Source organism: Exiguobacterium sp. BMC-KP, from assembly GCF_001275385.1.
GTDB lineage: Bacteria > Bacillota > Bacilli > Exiguobacteriales > Exiguobacteriaceae > Exiguobacterium_A.
Map to the genome: position 1 here is coordinate 191,574 of NZ_LGIW01000014.1, position 15,898 is coordinate 207,471.

The following is a 15,898-nucleotide window of genomic DNA, read 5'->3' on the forward strand; positions in this document are numbered from 1 at the left end:
AACAATTTCCAAAAATGACCTCTTATAATCAAAAGACGAATCGTTGTTTTTTGAAAAAAGGAGGAATCCCTATGAAAAAATGGAGTCGGCTTGTACTCGCGGGTGTCGTCAGTCTGGCCTTAATCCATGTTCCGGCAGCTAGTGAGGCGGCGACGAAGGCAAAAGCCTTTAAGAACTGTACGGAAATGCAGAAAACGTACAAAGGCGGCGTCGCGAAAAAAGCGGGGCTAAAGAATCGGACCGGGTATGACAAGAACGGAAAACCGGTCTACAAAGCAACAAAATATAAGGCATACGTGAGCCTTGCGACGTATAACTTAAACACCAAGAGTGACCGGGATAAAGACGGTATTGCGTGTGAACGTTAAATGAGTAAAAGTAGTCTTTCTCGAGCGGGAGAAAGACTACTTTTTTATAGATGCTAGTTGTTCCTTTCAATTATGTAATCCTTGGAAGATTATCATGTGTGGTAGTGTTATAGCGATGAAAGACGACAAATATATGTTGAGTAGGAGTATTATTATGCGAAAACGAGACTATTTAATTTTCTTCATTCTATTTTTCATTCTGAATCTCATTAATTTCTTAGGCGCATTAGGTGTACAGGATTTATTAGCAATCGTGGTCGTCGCTCTGATCGAAGCAGCTATAGCTGGAACGATTACAAATCTGTTCACCCGCATCTTTTTTAAGAAAAGCTAAGAAGGATGGAAGTAGCACTCCAAATCAGATCGGTACATAAAAAATAACCTGACGCAGCGGCGTCAGGTTATTTTGCTTAGTTGAAGTTTTGTTTAAGGAATGCTGTAACTTCTTCAGGTGTTTTGGCATTTGCACTGTGCAAGTGCGCCAATTTTTCATTGTTTTTGAAGACGAGCAAGCTTGGGATTCCCATGACATCGTGGTTCGATGCGATTTCAGGGAACTCATCCTTGTCGATCGTATGGATTGGTAAGTGGTCGAATTGTGACTCGACGTCCGGCATGAAGTAATCCATCCGTTTGCAGTCGGGGCACCAATCTGCTTCGAACTTGATGATGACCGGTGCATCACTTGAAATCAATTCCTTGAATGTTTCTTCACTCTTAATGAATTCTGCCATTGTGAGAACTCCTCCTCTTGGTGTTGTACCTTTAGTCTACCGATTCCCTTCAGAACTTGCACGAATTATGTTCGTCAAAGAGTCTGACAAGTCAAAAAAGTTGGTTGTCCTTTAAGATAATGCTACCGATTTTCTTTAAAAGAGCCACATGACCTGATTCATTTTGTTTTGGTTAAAGGAAACATTGTTGAGCTTTTGTTAATTACCTAGTTCGAAACAAAATGATTTCTCTAGACCCACTCGATTTCCGACTGTTACGATGAGGTTTGCTAATCGCAGAGAAAGTGGGGGCGACGAGAATGGAACAACAAAAATACGATAATCTTAAACGCGGCGAACGCGGTGCAATGATCAGTATCGCAGCCTATATCTTGTTATCATCTTTAAAATTAATCATTGGTTATACAGCAGACTCCGCGGCTCTCCGGGCAGATGGTTTGAACAACGCGACGGATATCATTGCTTCGATCGCTGTCTTAATCGGCTTACGGATCTCACAACGTCCAGCAGATGACGATCACAAGTACGGACACTGGAAAAGTGAGACGATTGCCTCGCTCGTAGCTTCCTTCATTATGATGGCAGTCGGTCTCCAAGTCTTGATTGATACAATTTCGACGTTATTCGAAGGCAAGCAGGAATCGCCTGATGTTCTTGCAGCGTATGTCGGAATCGGTTCAGCTCTCGTGATGTACTTCGTCTACCGCTACAATAAGAAGTTATCCGAGGAGATTGAAAGCAAAGCCGTCATGGCAGCAGCGAAGGATAATCTATCCGATGCTTGGGTCAGTGTCGGGACTACGATCGGGATCGTCGGATCACAGTTCGGCATGCCATGGCTTGATGTCGTGACAGCGATCATCGTCGGCTTCTTGATCTGTAAGACGGCGTGGGACATTTTTACGGAAGCATCTCATGAACTGACGGATGGCTTTGATGAAAAGAAACTGAAGATGTACGAAGATGTTATCTTCGATCTTGAAGGTGTCAAAGGCATCAAGTCCATCAAAGGACGCAACTACGGCAACAATGAAGTCGTCGATGTCGTCATCCTCGTCAACTCCACCTTGAACATCCATCAAGCGCACGATATTGCGACACGTGTTGAGGATACGCTGACGGAAGAATACGGAGTTTATGATATCCATGTTCACGTCGAACCCGAATGAATTCAAAAACGTCTTTTCTACGCTGACTGTAGAAAAGACGTTTTTTTTATGGCAACAACTCGATGTGAAGAGCCAGTGCTCCGTACTGTTGCTCGGCTTCGGGCGAATAGATTGTATAAGTAGATGTTACGAGTTCGTCGATCGACCAACCGACGCAGTCGATAGCTTCCTGTGATACGTGTTCATACAGTGCTTGAAAATCTTGAAATGTCTCTCGTTTTGTCACCTGGACGAGTAGCGCCTCGCTCGTTTCCGTATGGGTGAACTGGATCTGATCACCGACTTGTACTTGTTGACGTTTCGGATCATTGAGTCGAATTTCGACTGTTTTCAGCCCCTGTTTAATCGAACGAAACGGTACTTCGTATAACCCCATCTCATGTCTCATCTGTCTTCACTCCTTCTCTACAAAAGCATAGCAAAACTATGTGATTTTTCACATTGCCTTTTCGTTGACAACTAGAAATAATCGGCGTATTTTAATTCATATAAGTAATTGTTCCTTTTGGAACGATTTGAAATGGAACAAGGAGGGAAAGCAGGATGGAGCAAACGGAAACAGTTCGTTCAACGGCGATGATGCAGTCGTTTTGGAACGTGCAACGGCATCTCGTCCGAGCAGCACACCAGACAGCACAGGAAAACGGACTCAGTTTACCGCAATTTCATAGCTTGATGACGATTGCGCCACGTGGACCAATCTCGCAAAAAGCACTCGCGACACATACGCATTTACCAAAGAGCACACTGAGTCAGTCGATCGAAGGTTTAGTGCAGTCCGGTTGGGTCATTCGAGAGACGAATCCTGAAAATCGACGAGAAGTCGTCCTATCGCTCAGTGATCAGGGACAACAATTCGTGACGGAGATTCAAGAACAAGAGAAGGGGATGCAACGTCAACTCGAACAGGTCCTTGAGACGATTGATCAAAAGGTGTTCGACCAGATGCTTGCGACGCATGCTCAGATTGCGGAAGGCATCGGACGTATCTTACAGCCAGAAATGAAAGGAGGATGCTCGGATGATTAAGTTACTCAAACGGTTGACGGCTTATAAATGGGCAGTTCTTGCTGTGCTCATCTTGGTTTTCGCACAATCGATGTCTGATCTCTATTTGCCGACACTGATGGCAGACATCATTGACAAAGGGGTCGTCACTGGCGATACCGCCTACATTTGGAAGATTGGTGCTGTCATGCTCGGGATTACCGGTATCGGGGCGTTAGCCGCAGTTGCCGCTAGTTATTATTCGTCGAAGGCATCGATGGGACTCGGGCGGGATATTCGCCGCCAAGTATTCAATCATGTCGAACGGTTTTCCCTGCAAGAGTTTGACCAAGTCGGGACGGCGTCACTGATTACGCGGACGACGAACGATATCACGCAAGTCCAACAAGTCGTCATCATGATGTTACGGATGGTCGTCAGTGCCCCGATCATGTTCATCGGTGGATTGATTATGGCTGTTTCAAAAGACGCCAAACTATCGCTCGTCATCGTCGCAGCGATGCCGGTCCTTGTGCTTTCGATCCTGTTGATTCTGTGGAAAGGGGTTCCATTGTTCGGGAAGGTCCAAAAACGACTTGATCGCTTGAACCTCGTCCTGCGGGAAAACCTGACCGGAATTCGTGTCATCCGTGCCTTTAACCGAGAACGCGATGAACAAGTACGATTGACGAAAGCGAACGCGGATTTGACAGAAGTCTCGATCAAGGTCAATAAGATCATGGCGTTCTTGATGCCAGTGATGATGCTCGTCATGAACTTGACCGTTGTCGGTGTCATTTGGTTCGGGGGCATCCGGATCGATAATGGTGGCATGCAAATCGGGGACTTGATGGCGTTCATTCAGTACGTCATGCAAATTATGTTCGCTCTCGTCATGGCATCGGTCATGTTCGTCATGATTCCGCGGGCAGCCGTCTCGGCGAAACGGATCAATGAAGTCCTCGAGATGACTCCGACGATGACAGATGAGGGTACACAAACCGCTGACCGTGAAAAAGGAACGCTCGTCTTTGATCGCGTCACATTCCGTTACCCAGGTGCTGAGACACCTGTCTTATCCGATATCAGTTTTGCGGCACGACCAGGTGAAGTTACGGCTGTGATCGGCGGAACCGGTTCTGGTAAATCAACACTCGTCAATTTGATTCCTCGTTTTTATGACGTGACGGAAGGGAGTATCCGCGTCAACGGTGTCGATAGCCAGGATGTCCCGCAAGAGGAACTGCGGTCGAAAATCGGCTTCGTTCCCCAAAAGGCGTTATTGTTCACGGGCACGATCGCGGAAAACATTCGTTTCGGGAAAGAGGACGCGACAGACGAAGAGGTCGCGCATGCTGCGCAAATTGCACAAGCGACCGATTTCATCGAACGGATGCCGGACGGCTACGACGCACGGATCGAACAAGGTGGATCAAACGTCTCTGGTGGGCAAAAACAACGGTTGTCGATTGCTCGGGCACTTGTTCGTCGACCGGACTTGTATGTCTTTGATGACAGTTTTTCAGCGCTCGACTTTAAAACTGATGCGGCACTTCGAAAAGCCTTACGGGAAGAAACACGTGAAGCAACGGTCTTGATCGTCGCTCAGCGTGTCAGCACCGTTATTGACGCCGATCAAATCATCGTCCTTGATGAAGGGAAAGTCGCCGGAATCGGAACGCATGATGAATTGTTTGCTGACAATGCCGTTTATCAGGAAATCGTTAAGTCACAACTATCAGAGGAGGAAATCGCATGAGTGAGAAAAAACGACCTGCCGGCGGTCCTCCGCCTGGTGGTCCCGGTGGCGGAAATATGATGATGCTCGGAGAAAAACCAAAGGATTTCAAAGCAACGTTCCGTCGTCTGCTTCGGTATCTGCGTCCGCGTCGGACGGCACTCGTTGGTGTTTTCCTCGCAGCCATCCTCAGTACGGTCTTCATGATTGCCGGTCCGAAAATCATGGGAACAGCGATCACGGAATTGTTTGAAGGGGCATATGCGAAGTTCCAAGGTGTGCCGGGAGCGGCGATCGACTTCACAAAAATCGGACAAATCCTGCTCTGGCTGGCTGGACTGTATATCATCAGTAGTCTGTTCAATTACTTGCAACAGTATTTGATGTCAGGTATCGCTCAAAAAACAGTCTACGATTTACGCGAAGACGTCAATCATAAACTCGAACGCCTGCCATTGAAATATTACGATGGTCGTCCGAACGGGGAGACACTCAGCCGTGTGACGAATGATATTGATACGATTGGGAGTACGTTACAACAAAGTGTGACATCGTTCATCACCTCAATTGTGACAATCGTCGGAATTCTGATCATGATGTTGACGATTAGTCCGCTGTTAACGCTGATTTCGCTCGTCTCATTACCGGTTTCGATTTTTGCGATCCGTCCGATTTTGAAACGGTCCCAAAAATACTTTGCCGATCAACAACGGACACTTGGACAATTGAACGGTCACGTCGAAGAGATGTATACCGGACACTCGGTCGTCAAGGCGTTCGGACATGAACGCAAAGCGGTCGAGCAGTTTGATGCCGTCAACGAAGAGTTGTATGAAGCAGGACGTAAAGCACAGTTCATCTCCGGGATCATCATGCCAATGATGATGTTCATCGGGAATATCAGTTACGTCTTGATCAGTATCGTCGGCGGGATTCTCGTCACGCAACGGGCGATCTCGATCGGGGATATTCAAGCGTTCATCACCTATACACGCCAGTTCACGCAACCGATCACACAGACGGCGAACATCGCGAACATCGTCCAATCGACGGTCGCAGCAGCGGAACGTGTCTTCGAATTACTGGACGAAGAAGAAGAAATCAAGGAAGTAACGACACATCGTCTTACGCAGGCTGAAGGGGCGGTCGCGTTCGAACACGTTGATTTTGGTTACGGAACCGATCTCTTGATCGAGGACATGAACATCGATGTCGCACCGGGACAAACCGTCGCGATCGTTGGACCGACGGGTGCCGGTAAGACGACAATGATCAATCTATTGATGCGCTTTTATGAGTTGAACGGGGGGACGATTCGGATTGACGGCATCGATACCCGCGAGATGTCACGCGAAGACTTACGGACGACGTTCGGGATGGTCTTACAAGATACGTGGCTCTTCAACGGTACGATCCGGGATAATCTTGCTTACGGTAAGAGTGGAGCGACCGAGGAGGAAATCATCGCCGCAGCCAAAACGGCGCACGCTGATCACTTCATCCGGACGTTGCCGGACGGGTACGATACGGTCTTGAATGAGGAAGCCTCGAACATCTCGCAAGGTCAGAAACAGTTGTTGACGATCGCTCGGGCAGTTCTTGCCGATCCTCCGATCATGATTCTCGATGAAGCGACCTCTAGTGTGGATACACGGACAGAAGTCTTCATCCAGCAAGCGATGCGTCGCTTGATGGAAGGGCGGACGAGCTTCGTCATTGCCCATCGTCTCTCGACGATCAAGGATGCCGATTTGATTCTTGTCATGAATCAAGGAAGTGTCATCGAACAGGGAACACACGAAGAATTGCTCGAGGCAGATGGTTTTTATGCGGATTTGTACAACAGTCAATTCTCTGAAAAGGAAGTCGTTTGAATTAGTGCAGTGTCGTCTTTTAGACGATGCTGCTTTTTTATGAAGTGAATGAGGCAACAGTGTATCTTCACATATTGCAATCATCCAATTTCTTGTAGGAAAAACAAGAAACGCCACATTCTGGTACGGACAAGGGTTTAATAAATCCTTTAGCTGGGGAAATTAAAGAAGTGTCAGAAATATATAATTTTATTTAGGTGAAGGAGTGTGGCAGGATGAATAACATTTGGAACGGAACGTCGTTGAACTTGAACGGCATTCTCGGATCACTCGGCAACTTGCTTGGAGCGATCATCGTATTCTTGATTGGATGGCTCATTGCCAAGCTGATCGCAAACGGGATTCAAAAAGCGTTAGAGAAGTCTGGGGTCGTCAACAAGTTGTCACCTCAAAAAGAAGGGGCGCCACAAAAGAAGAAAAAGTGGACACCTGAAAAAATCATTGGAACCGTCGTCTTTTGGGTTCTCATGGTCTTCGTTCTTATCTTGGTCTTCAACATCCTTGATCTAAACATCATTGCTGGACCACTTGCGGATACGATGAGTACATTACTCGCAGCAATTCCGAACATCTTGAAAGCAGCACTCATCCTTCTCTTGGCATACGTCATCGCGGTCGTTCTTCGCATGATCATCGTCAAAGCGGGAACGAAGTTGATGTCGAACGACAAAGTGCGTTCAAACAAGATGCTTCAAGGTCAGACAGACTTATCGTCTTACCCGAAAATCGCTGGAGAAATCGTCTTCTATCTCGTCTTGCTTTTGTTCCTACCGGGTGTCCTCGATGCCTTGAACGTTGAAAGTGTCTCTCAACCGTTCAGCCAATTGTTATCGTCATTCCTTGGATTCATTCCACGCTTGATTGCTGCGGCAGCCATCTTCTTCGTCGGCTTCCTCGTAGCGAAAATCGTCCGCGATATCGTGACGAATTTCCTTCATGCTGTTGGAACGGATAAATTTGCAGCACGCTTCAACCTTGGATCAACAGATCAAAAAGATGCGAAATCACTTTCGTCGATTCTTGGAACAGTCGTCTTCATCTTGATTCTGATTCCAATCACGATTTCAGCACTTGATCAATTGAATATTAAAGGAATCACAGGACCAGCGATCAACATGTTGAACGATGTCCTTGGTATGATTCCGAACATCATCGTCGGTGTCGTTCTGATTCTTGTTGGTCTTTATGTCGGACGCTTCATTAAGAAATTCGTTACGGATCTCTTATCACGTCTTGGCTTCAACAACCTAACACGTCACTTGAAAATCGGTTCATGGGATGCAAACCAAGCATCTACATCACCAGCTTCAATCGTTGGTGCACTCGTTGAGATCGTCATCGTCGTTCTCTTCGTCGTCGAAGCTTTCAACTTGATTGGTCTTGACTTCATGGTCGACCTCGGTCGTGCCGTCCTTGCGTTCTTACCAAGCGTCCTAACAGCGATCATCATTCTCGCAATCGGGATCATCGTCAGCAATCTCGTCAAACGTACGATGGACAGCCTGTTCGGTAACTCTGAACTGAAAGTCCTCTCAAGCGTTGCGAAGTATGCAATCCTTGCACTTGCTGTCTTCATGGCACTTGATCAACTTGGTGTTGCTGATACGATTGTCAACTCAGCCTTCATCTTGATCCTTGGGGCACTCGCTCTTGCTTTCGGTCTTGCGTTTGGTCTCGGTGGACGTGATAATGCATCGCGTTACCTCGATCGTCTTCAAAAGAAAGCAGAGAACACGGAAGTCGACACATCGAACCTTCCGAGTAAGTCAGCATCTACTTCTTCATCACCAAGCTTAAAAGATGCAGCAAAAGGTGCAGCTTCACAAGCGGCAGATGATGTGACACCAGATCGTGCACCACGTTCAGCGCGCTCTTCTTCAACAGATGAGACGACGCATGGTACACCAAAAGGTGCATTGCCAGAAAACGATTTAGCACAACAAGATGATTACCCGATCGATCCAGATGAGCATAAAGGTCCTAACCTTGATCATCCAAACGATCGTCCGTAATAACACGTACACTCTTTCCTCTCTTTCTTTTAGGGGAAAGAGTGTTTTTTGCGTTGACGCATCAAAGCATTGTCGTATTGTCACAAAAGTGGTTTGACCACTTTGTGAAAAAATACAGAAAAAAAGACTTATCGAACCTGACATCGTTTGTTATGATAAGAAAGTCAATTACCTTAATGATTTGAATATTCAGAAAAAAGAGAAAAGTTCGGAGGATGAAACATGAGTTTGCTTCGCAAGAAAGATGTCAGTGTGATGATGGACATGAAACAACATTCCAAACTGGCACGTCACTTATCAGGGTTTGACCTTATTTTACTTGGAATTGGTGCCATCATCGGTACCGGAATTTTCGTTCTGACAGGAACGGGCGCTCTTTATGCAGGACCTGCTTTACCGATCTCATTCATTATTTCCGCTATCGTCTGTGCGCTCGCAGCCCTTTGTTATGCTGAATTTTCATCGATGATTCCTGTCTCAGGTAGTGTATATACGTATACATACGCGACGATCGGGGAAGTCGTAGCCTGGATCATCGGGTGGTGTCTCATTTTGGAATACGGTCTCGCTTCGAGTGCCGTTGCAACTGGCTGGTCAGGTTACTTCCAGTCGCTCTTGGCTGGTTTTGGTTTAGAACTACCGACGGCTTTAACAGCTGCTCCAGGTGCTGTACCGGGAAGCGAGACGTTCTTCAACTTACCAGCATTCTTGATTCTAATGGTCATTACGCTCTTACTCTCACTCGGTATTAAAGAAACAAAGCGCGTCAACAATATCATGGTACTCGTCAAAGTGGCAGTCGTCGTGCTCTTTATCGTCGTCGGGATCTGGTACATTGAACCAGGTAACTACAAACCGTTCGCACCATTCGGTATGAGTGGTGTCTTACAAGCTTCAGCAATTGCGTTCTTCGCTTACCTTGGATTTGATGCTGTCACATCGGCAGCAGAAGAAGTTAAAAATCCAGGGCGCAACTTACCAATCGGGATCTTAGGATCACTGGCAATCGTTACTGTTCTCTACGTCGTCGTCTCTGCTATCATGGTCGGGATCGTTCCATTTAAGCAGTTTGAAGGTGTCGATAGCCCGGTATCCCTTGCGTTAAAAGTTGCAGGTCAAGACTGGGTTGCAGGGTTCGTCGATTTAGGAGCCATCGTTGGTATGACGACGGTCATCCTCGTCATGACATTTGGTCTCGTCCGTCTCTTGTTCGCGATGAGTCGTGATGGATTATTACCGAAGGTCTTCTCGGACGTCAATGAAAAGTCGCATACACCGGTCAAAGCGACATGGATTCTCGGAACGGCAGCTGGTTTGATCGCTGGATTCGTTCCACTCGGTACACTCGCTGAATTGATCAACATCGGAACACTTGCAGCGTTCTCACTGATTTCGATCGCTGTCATCATCTTACGCCGGACGCGTCCGGACTTGAAGCGGGCGTTTAAAGTACCGTTCGTTCCAGTTTTACCGATTCTATCAGTCCTCGCTTGTATCATGCTGATGGTTAACTTACAGCCGTTCACATGGATCGCATTCTTCATCTGGACAGCAATTGGATTACTGTTGTACTTCGGATATGGACGCAAGCGTTCGAAACTCCATCAATGAATCAACTAACACCCTTGGCGACAAGGGTGTTTTTGTATGCAGGAAATCAAGAGTAAGAAAGCGAAACAGCTCAGTGGAAAAGGAGGTTTTTCAATGATTCACATTCAACGCGCACCTGACGTAAAAATGGCGTACCAAGCGATGCAGGATGGATTTCAAGACTATTTGATTCCGCTGCACTTATCGGAAGCAGAATTCCAAGAGCGCATCATCGAACGAGATGGGAATCAGTTAGAGCATTCATTCGTTGCCTATCATGGAGAAAAGCCAGTCGGTCTATGGCTGAACGGTTGGAAGGACATTGATGGTCGACGCGTCATGCGGTGTGGAGGACTAGGGGTTTCTCCGCAGTATCGTCGTCTTGGGATTGCGAAAGCCTTATACCAAGCGCAACTGAGTCATGCAAAAGAAATCGGTATGAATGAGTTGATGCTTGAAGTCATTCAAGGGAATGATCTAGCGATACGGTTGTATGAATCACTTCACTATACGATTGTTGGAGAAATCGGTTATTTTCACCTAACGGATGAACGACAAGAAGTGGTTCTGCCTACGATTAAAGAAGCAGAATTCTTAAAGCGATACGACATCCAAGGTGAGTACATTTGGCAACAGGATCCTCATGTCATGCAGCAAGTACAAACGGAGTATTATCAATTAGAAGAAAGTGTAGTGGCAGTAGCCGGGTCATCACTTTTGTCAGTTGTCGGTCCAGCAGACCAAAAAGCAAGACACGCGACAGAAATCGTCCGTCGTTTACCAGGGACGACCTATCATTATCAATCGACAGATGTGAAGGTGTGGGAAGCATTACGTTCTGAAGGATGGACTCAGCGAGATTTGAAACAATACATCATGCGTCAGTCTCTATAAATAAAAGCGCTGCTATCGATTTAGCGGCGCTTTTTGTAGTCTTCAATCATTCGAGCGTGAGAACCTACTAAGTGATCTGGTAAGTCGTCGAGCGGGACGAACTGAAGCTTGATACTTTCATCACTTTGTTTTAATGTGCCAATTGGATGTTCACCGATATAGGCGAGGGTGACGCTTTGAAAGACGTCTCCGTTCGCTAACGTCGTCACGTATTGCGGACCAGAGTAGACATTGAGTAGCGTCAATTGTTCCACCTCTAATCCCGTCTCTTCCGCGAGTTCCCGATGGGCTGTCTCTTCCGGTGATTCCGCCCATTCCATCAATCCTCCAGGCAAACCGAAGCGAGCTTGTGCTTCGTTCCGTTGCTCTAGCAGAATGTGCTCGTTCTGCACGACGAGGACGACGGAACCGACGAGAATGACTGGATCGTGACCGATTTTTTTGCGTAACTGTTCGACATAATTCATTTCAGGGCTCCTTGATGGAACGGACAGCCGGTCACAGGAGCTGTCTGTGTCGATTTGGGGAAGAAGTTCGGTCGTTTGATTTCCGGGTCGTAATCTTTATGGAACATATGTGTCGTCGCACCACTCATCGGTGGTACGAGCCATGACCACTCCCCAGTCACATCACGACCGCACGCCGCTTCGTTTTTTTCAAAACGAGCGAATTGTTTCGCAGCCGTATGATGATCGACGATCGTGACACCAGCACGCTCGAAAGACTCAAGCACGGCTACGTTCAGCTCGACGAGCGCTCGGTCTTTCCAAAGCGAACGTTCACGTGACGTGTTCAAACCGAGTTGGGTGGCTACGAGTGGTAAGAGATCGTAACGCTCCGTATCGGCAAGGTTACGAGCACCAATCTCTGTTCCCATATACCATCCATTGAACGGGGCGCACGGATAGACGATGCCACCAATTTCAAGCTGCATGTCGGCAATCATCGGTACAGCATACCAGCGGACTTCGCGACCGCCGAACAAATCATAATCAGGATGCGTGATGCTGACCTCGAGGACAAGCTCGCCAGGAATCGGATGTAGACTGACTTGTCCATCGAGTTCAATCAACAGGGGCAGAATATCAAACGATGTATGCGCTCCTGTCCAACCAAGTGCTTCGCATTGGCGCGTTAGTTGAATGGAAGCCGGGTCACCAATAATGCCATTGTCCGTTTCGTAACCGGCGTAACGAACGAGTTGGTGATTGTAGAGTCGAACCCGTGTCGGGTGGAAAATCGTGATTGTCGAGCGAATTCGTCCTTCGTTCGTCGCGAACCGGATGTGCTCAAATAACGCGTCGCGGACCGCTTCGACGGTCAACGCCTCCCGCGCGTCAAAGACATGGAGTTGTTCCCAAAAGAGACGTCCAACACAGCGGTTACTGTTGCGCCAAGCGAGCTTGGCACCGAACGCCAGCTCAGAAGACGTCTGCTCATATGTTCCCGTCTCTTCGATTGAACGGATAACTTCTTGCTGACGTCCGATCATTTCGGGGTATTGCTCTATATAAGAAGTAAAGAAGCGTTCTGCTTCGGATTGAATGAGTGAGTACACGAATCGAAATCCTTTCTGAAAAACAAGCACAATACAATCTCTGTTCCTAGTGTACCCTGCGTGGAACCGAAGCGCCAAACTTGAATGATGTATAAGGTTGTTATAAGTTCAAAAGACTTCCAAAAGTTTAAAGGAGGTACGAAATGGGGGATAGTGTAGAGAATTAGTTGAAAGTGAGGAAATATGTATGTCTTTAATCAAACCTGTATTTGCCCGTTTTTTTGGCGAAGCCTTTTTCGATAAATCGGCTCAGCTCGCCTACTATCTGATGTTGTCCTTATTCCCGTTCTTATTATTTGTTGTCGGAATCGTCTCGTTCTTACCGTTTACGTCGGATAACGTACTTGATTTGATTCGACCGTTTGCTCCGGCAGAAACGTACGATTTGATTCAGCGAAATGTCGTTGGGATTTTTGATCAAGGTGGCTTTAAACTTGCCTCGATCAGTTTCCTCGCAGCCTTTTGGCTCGCTTCAATGTCGGTCCAGTCACTTGTCCGCTCGCTGAATGATGCGCTTGAAGTGACACGAAAAGCACCATTTTGGCGCGGGCTCTTACAAGACTTCGCCTTTACGATCGGGATGATGATCATTCTTCCGATATCGTTGATCGTTCCGATTTCAGAGAAACTAACACGACGTTTCATCAACCATTTTGCGATCGTCGCTGATTTCGTGACGAACTACTCTTGGATTTGGTTCTTATTCCGCTGGGGACTCGGCACATTGTTCTTACTTGTCTTTTTCATCTTATTGTATCGGATCTTACCGAGTGTCCATCTGACGGTTCGTCAGGTACTCCCTGGTGCAATCTTTGCAACGATTGCCTGGCAAGTCGTTTCGGAATTTTTCTCTTACTATGCTGAGTTCGGTAGTTACGATCGTCTTTACGGTCAGCTTGCCGGCATCATCGTCTTAATGACGTGGTTCTATTTATCTGCCGTCGTCTTGATGTTAGGGGGACTGATGAATGCAGAACGCATGCGTCAGAAAAAAGAAGCAAAAATCATGAAGCCGCAAAAAATCAAAGAAGAAAGCGTGCGTTAATCATCAAGCACGCACAAAAGCAGCTGACACATGTCGTCAGCTGCTTTTTCGTTTAGGTAGTTTTAAGAATCCGGTATCCAAAGACGCTCAACAGACTGAGTGTGAACAAAGCGAGTAATACGAGTGACAGATAAGGAAGGCCGAACACTTTGACGATGACGCTCAAGGCAACGACACCATAAAAGATACCTAACGCTTTTTGGACGAACGGCTCATTAAAGCGATTCAAGAGTGCAGCACCGAGTGGTGAGCCGATGAACGCACCGACGATCAGGGCAAGACCAAGCGATAACGGGGCACTGGTTCCGGAAGCGACATAACTTGTTACGCCTCCTAGAACGATAAGGGTTGCAGAGGCAATACTCGTTCCGATTGCTTGTTTGAGCGGGAAGCGAACCCAACCAATCAAGAGGGGGGTTAATAAGAATCCACCGCTGACACCCATCAATGAGGAGAGAATTCCGGCAGCGAGACCGGTGACGGCGAGCTTCATGACGGAAGCATCATGAACCGGAAAAGACGGACGTTCTTTTGAACGGGGGCGTAGAAATTGAATCGAAAATCCAAGCAGTAAGACGATATAAAGACTCGACAAGACGATGTCAGTAACAGCATGACGCTCGAGCCAAAAGACGACTGGTGTGATTAACGCTGAACCGATGATTCCAGATAGACCGATGATCCCAGCATCGCGAAAACGGAATGTTTTTAAGCGGAGATGCGAGAGTGTACCGGTTATAGTCGAACCGAGTGTCAGTAACAGACTGAGAACGATTGCGGTACTCGCTTCATAGCCGAGAATTAATAACAGGGGGGTGAGAATGATACCACCACCGATTCCGAAAAAGCCGGAGAGAATGCCGATGATAGCACCCAACAACATAAATAAGATATAAATCATGAAGTTATCCTTCTTTCTAATACGTGATACTTCAAGTATGAAAGAGGAATCTTTGATTATAAAAATGAATTATTTAAATATAAATGATTATGAAATGTAATGGGGAGGGAGAATACATGAAATTAACGGAACTGAGAACATTCGTTACACTTGTCGAGACACGTCATTTTACGAAAACAGCGGAGCAGTTATTTCTGTCGCAACCGACGATCAGTGTTCACGTGAAACGACTCGAAGAAGATGTCGGACATTCGTTATTAATACGTGATTCCTTCGCAATAGGGGTAGAGGTATCGGAAATGGGGTGGATCGTTTATCGGCATGCAAAAGAAATTCTATTCCAACTCGAACAGATGCAGTCGCAGTTAGATGAATCGGAAGGGGTCTTCCAAGGTACGCTACGAATCGGAGCAACACATACGATCCACGAGATAATGCTTGATGATATGATCCATCTGTTTTCGCGCGCTCACCCTAAAGTCTCACTGGACATCCAATTGATGAATCATGATCAAGTGGCAGCAGCTTTACGACATCGTGAGATTGATCTCGGTATGATTGAAGGTGAACTGATACTTGATGGAATAAGACAAATCATCTTTGCGAAAGATCAACTGCATATCATTGGAGCGACACATCTTGCACTCGAAGATGCGACGTGGATCGTCCGCGAAGAAGGGTCCGCTTCTCGCTATGCACTTCATCGTTGGCTTGATGCGTCGTCGATCGTTCCCGCTCGAACGATTACAGTAGATGCGAATTATTTAGCGCGACAACTTGTTTTAAATGGGAGTGGTATTGCAGCGCTGTCAGAACGACTTGTCACGTCCTTCCCGTCTGAAGCCTTTACGCTTCATGCGAAAGAAATCTCCAACCGGACGTTTCGCTATGTGTTACCAGAGAAGATGCCAACTCGACTAGCAGAGCGTTGGATCGATTTTTTAGAAGCGAATTGGAAAGGCTGACTACAAAAAGATTTCCGGACTCACCGAACAGAGTGATGAATCCAGAAATCTTTTTCGTTGACT

The 15,898-nt window shown here is 46.8% G+C and carries 16 protein-coding genes; 11 read left to right on the plus strand and 5 right to left on the minus strand.

Annotation, left to right across the window (positions count from 1 at the left end; all coding sequences use genetic code 11):
- The first annotated feature begins 71 nt into the window (after nt 1-71).
- Both ADM98_RS04900 and ADM98_RS04905 read left to right on the plus strand, forming a co-directional pair.
- Nucleotides 72-368 (plus strand): excalibur calcium-binding domain-containing protein, encoded by a 297-nt coding sequence (locus tag ADM98_RS04900; protein ID WP_053452501.1) that lies wholly within the window; start codon nt 72-74, stop codon nt 366-368.
- 154 nt (nt 369-522) lie between these two features.
- Nucleotides 523-702, plus strand: coding sequence for a hypothetical protein (locus tag ADM98_RS04905; RefSeq protein ID WP_152910954.1), 180 nt, complete (start codon nt 523-525; stop codon nt 700-702).
- Between the two features lie 76 nt (nt 703-778).
- Here the strand turns inward: ADM98_RS04905 and ADM98_RS04910 are convergent, their stop codons facing one another.
- Nucleotides 779-1,102, minus strand: coding sequence for a thioredoxin family protein (locus tag ADM98_RS04910; RefSeq protein WP_023466923.1), 324 nt, complete (start codon nt 1,100-1,102; stop codon nt 779-781).
- Between the two features lie 299 nt (nt 1,103-1,401).
- Between ADM98_RS04910 and ADM98_RS04915 the strand changes: the two genes are divergently transcribed.
- Nucleotides 1,402-2,271 carry a cation diffusion facilitator family transporter gene (locus ADM98_RS04915; RefSeq protein WP_053452503.1) on the plus strand — a complete coding sequence of 290 codons (870 nt, stop codon included), beginning with the start codon at nt 1,402-1,404 and terminating at the stop codon, nt 2,269-2,271.
- A 46-nt stretch (nt 2,272-2,317) separates the two neighbouring features.
- Here the strand turns inward: ADM98_RS04915 and ADM98_RS04920 are convergent, their stop codons facing one another.
- Nucleotides 2,318-2,659 carry an ASCH domain-containing protein gene (locus tag ADM98_RS04920; RefSeq protein WP_053452504.1) on the minus strand — a complete coding sequence of 114 codons (342 nt, stop codon included), beginning with the start codon at nt 2,657-2,659 and terminating at the stop codon, nt 2,318-2,320.
- Between the two features lie 155 nt (nt 2,660-2,814).
- Here ADM98_RS04920 and ADM98_RS04925 point away from each other — a divergent pair, with 155 nt between their 5' ends.
- The 6 genes from ADM98_RS04925 to ADM98_RS04950 all read left to right on the plus strand — a co-directional run bounded on the left by ADM98_RS04925 (nt 2,815) and on the right by ADM98_RS04950 (nt 11,366).
- Entirely contained in the window at nt 2,815-3,300 is a 486-nt protein-coding gene (locus ADM98_RS04925) for a MarR family winged helix-turn-helix transcriptional regulator (protein ID WP_053452505.1), read from the plus strand.
- The gene (locus tag ADM98_RS04930) at nt 3,293-5,017 is read left to right on the plus strand and encodes an ABC transporter ATP-binding protein (RefSeq protein WP_053452506.1); all 1,725 of its coding nucleotides are present in this window, start codon (nt 3,293-3,295) and stop codon (nt 5,015-5,017) included. The genes ADM98_RS04925 and ADM98_RS04930 overlap by 8 nt, the downstream gene beginning before the upstream one ends.
- Nucleotides 5,014-6,870, plus strand: coding sequence for an ABC transporter ATP-binding protein (locus ADM98_RS04935; protein ID WP_053452507.1), 1,857 nt, complete (start codon nt 5,014-5,016; stop codon nt 6,868-6,870). Before ADM98_RS04930 ends, ADM98_RS04935 begins: the two co-directional genes overlap by 4 nt.
- Nucleotides 6,871-7,085: 215 nt before the next feature.
- Nucleotides 7,086-8,882 (plus strand): mechanosensitive ion channel, encoded by a 1,797-nt coding sequence (locus ADM98_RS04940; protein WP_053452508.1) that lies wholly within the window; start codon nt 7,086-7,088, stop codon nt 8,880-8,882.
- A 222-nt stretch (nt 8,883-9,104) separates the two neighbouring features.
- The gene (locus ADM98_RS04945) at nt 9,105-10,493 is read left to right on the plus strand and encodes an amino acid permease (RefSeq protein WP_053452509.1); all 1,389 of its coding nucleotides are present in this window, start codon (nt 9,105-9,107) and stop codon (nt 10,491-10,493) included.
- Nucleotides 10,494-10,586: 93 nt separating this feature from the next.
- Nucleotides 10,587-11,366: a GNAT family N-acetyltransferase gene (locus tag ADM98_RS04950; protein WP_160315916.1), complete on the plus strand. Its 780-nt coding sequence runs from the start codon at nt 10,587-10,589 to the stop codon at nt 11,364-11,366.
- Nucleotides 11,367-11,386: 20 nt separating this feature from the next.
- Here ADM98_RS04950 and ADM98_RS04955 read toward each other — a convergent pair whose 3' ends face one another.
- Together ADM98_RS04955 and ADM98_RS04960 are read right to left on the minus strand one after the other, a co-directional pair.
- The gene (locus ADM98_RS04955; RefSeq protein WP_053452511.1) at nt 11,387-11,833 is read right to left on the minus strand and encodes an NUDIX hydrolase; all 447 of its coding nucleotides are present in this window, start codon (nt 11,831-11,833) and stop codon (nt 11,387-11,389) included.
- A complete protein-coding gene (locus ADM98_RS04960; protein WP_053452611.1) occupies nt 11,830-12,924 on the minus strand; it encodes a nitric oxide synthase oxygenase in 1,095 nt (364 codons plus the stop codon). Before ADM98_RS04960 ends, ADM98_RS04955 begins: the two co-directional genes overlap by 4 nt.
- Nucleotides 12,925-13,111: 187 nt before the next feature.
- On the opposite strand from ADM98_RS04960, the gene ADM98_RS04965 reads away from it, so the two are divergent.
- A complete protein-coding gene (locus tag ADM98_RS04965; RefSeq protein WP_053452512.1) occupies nt 13,112-13,969 on the plus strand; it encodes a YihY/virulence factor BrkB family protein in 858 nt (285 codons plus the stop codon).
- A 52-nt stretch (nt 13,970-14,021) separates the two neighbouring features.
- Here ADM98_RS04965 and ADM98_RS04970 read toward each other — a convergent pair whose 3' ends face one another.
- Nucleotides 14,022-14,870, minus strand: coding sequence for a sulfite exporter TauE/SafE family protein (locus ADM98_RS04970; RefSeq protein ID WP_053452513.1), 849 nt, complete (start codon nt 14,868-14,870; stop codon nt 14,022-14,024).
- Between the two features lie 116 nt (nt 14,871-14,986).
- Here ADM98_RS04970 and ADM98_RS04975 point away from each other — a divergent pair, with 116 nt between their 5' ends.
- Nucleotides 14,987-15,835, plus strand: a complete 849-nt coding sequence (locus tag ADM98_RS04975) for a LysR family transcriptional regulator (RefSeq protein WP_053452514.1) — start codon at nt 14,987-14,989, stop codon at nt 15,833-15,835.
- Nucleotides 15,836-15,898: the final 63 nt, after the last annotated feature.

What these genes read in the sequence shown, in the direction of transcription:
- ADM98_RS04900 (WP_053452501.1), top strand. Translation starts at nt 72, where the DNA reads ATGAAAAAATGGAGTCGGCTTGTACTCGCGGGTGTCGTCAGTCTGGCC.
- ADM98_RS04905 (WP_152910954.1), top strand. Translation starts at nt 523, where the DNA reads ATGCGAAAACGAGACTATTTAATTTTCTTCATTCTATTTTTCATTCTG.
- ADM98_RS04910 (WP_023466923.1), bottom strand. Translation starts at nt 1,102, where the DNA reads ATGGCAGAATTCATTAAGAGTGAAGAAACATTCAAGGAATTGATTTCA.
- ADM98_RS04915 (WP_053452503.1), top strand. Translation starts at nt 1,402, where the DNA reads ATGGAACAACAAAAATACGATAATCTTAAACGCGGCGAACGCGGTGCA.
- ADM98_RS04920 (WP_053452504.1), bottom strand. Translation starts at nt 2,659, where the DNA reads ATGAGACATGAGATGGGGTTATACGAAGTACCGTTTCGTTCGATTAAA.
- ADM98_RS04925 (WP_053452505.1), top strand. Translation starts at nt 2,815, where the DNA reads ATGGAGCAAACGGAAACAGTTCGTTCAACGGCGATGATGCAGTCGTTT.
- ADM98_RS04930 (WP_053452506.1), top strand. Translation starts at nt 3,293, where the DNA reads ATGATTAAGTTACTCAAACGGTTGACGGCTTATAAATGGGCAGTTCTT.
- ADM98_RS04935 (WP_053452507.1), top strand. Translation starts at nt 5,014, where the DNA reads ATGAGTGAGAAAAAACGACCTGCCGGCGGTCCTCCGCCTGGTGGTCCC.
- ADM98_RS04940 (WP_053452508.1), top strand. Translation starts at nt 7,086, where the DNA reads ATGAATAACATTTGGAACGGAACGTCGTTGAACTTGAACGGCATTCTC.
- ADM98_RS04945 (WP_053452509.1), top strand. Translation starts at nt 9,105, where the DNA reads ATGAGTTTGCTTCGCAAGAAAGATGTCAGTGTGATGATGGACATGAAA.
- ADM98_RS04950 (WP_160315916.1), top strand. Translation starts at nt 10,587, where the DNA reads ATGATTCACATTCAACGCGCACCTGACGTAAAAATGGCGTACCAAGCG.
- ADM98_RS04955 (WP_053452511.1), bottom strand. Translation starts at nt 11,833, where the DNA reads ATGAATTATGTCGAACAGTTACGCAAAAAAATCGGTCACGATCCAGTC.
- ADM98_RS04965 (WP_053452512.1), top strand. Translation starts at nt 13,112, where the DNA reads ATGTCTTTAATCAAACCTGTATTTGCCCGTTTTTTTGGCGAAGCCTTT.
- ADM98_RS04970 (WP_053452513.1), bottom strand. Translation starts at nt 14,870, where the DNA reads ATGATTTATATCTTATTTATGTTGTTGGGTGCTATCATCGGCATTCTC.
- ADM98_RS04975 (WP_053452514.1), top strand. Translation starts at nt 14,987, where the DNA reads ATGAAATTAACGGAACTGAGAACATTCGTTACACTTGTCGAGACACGT.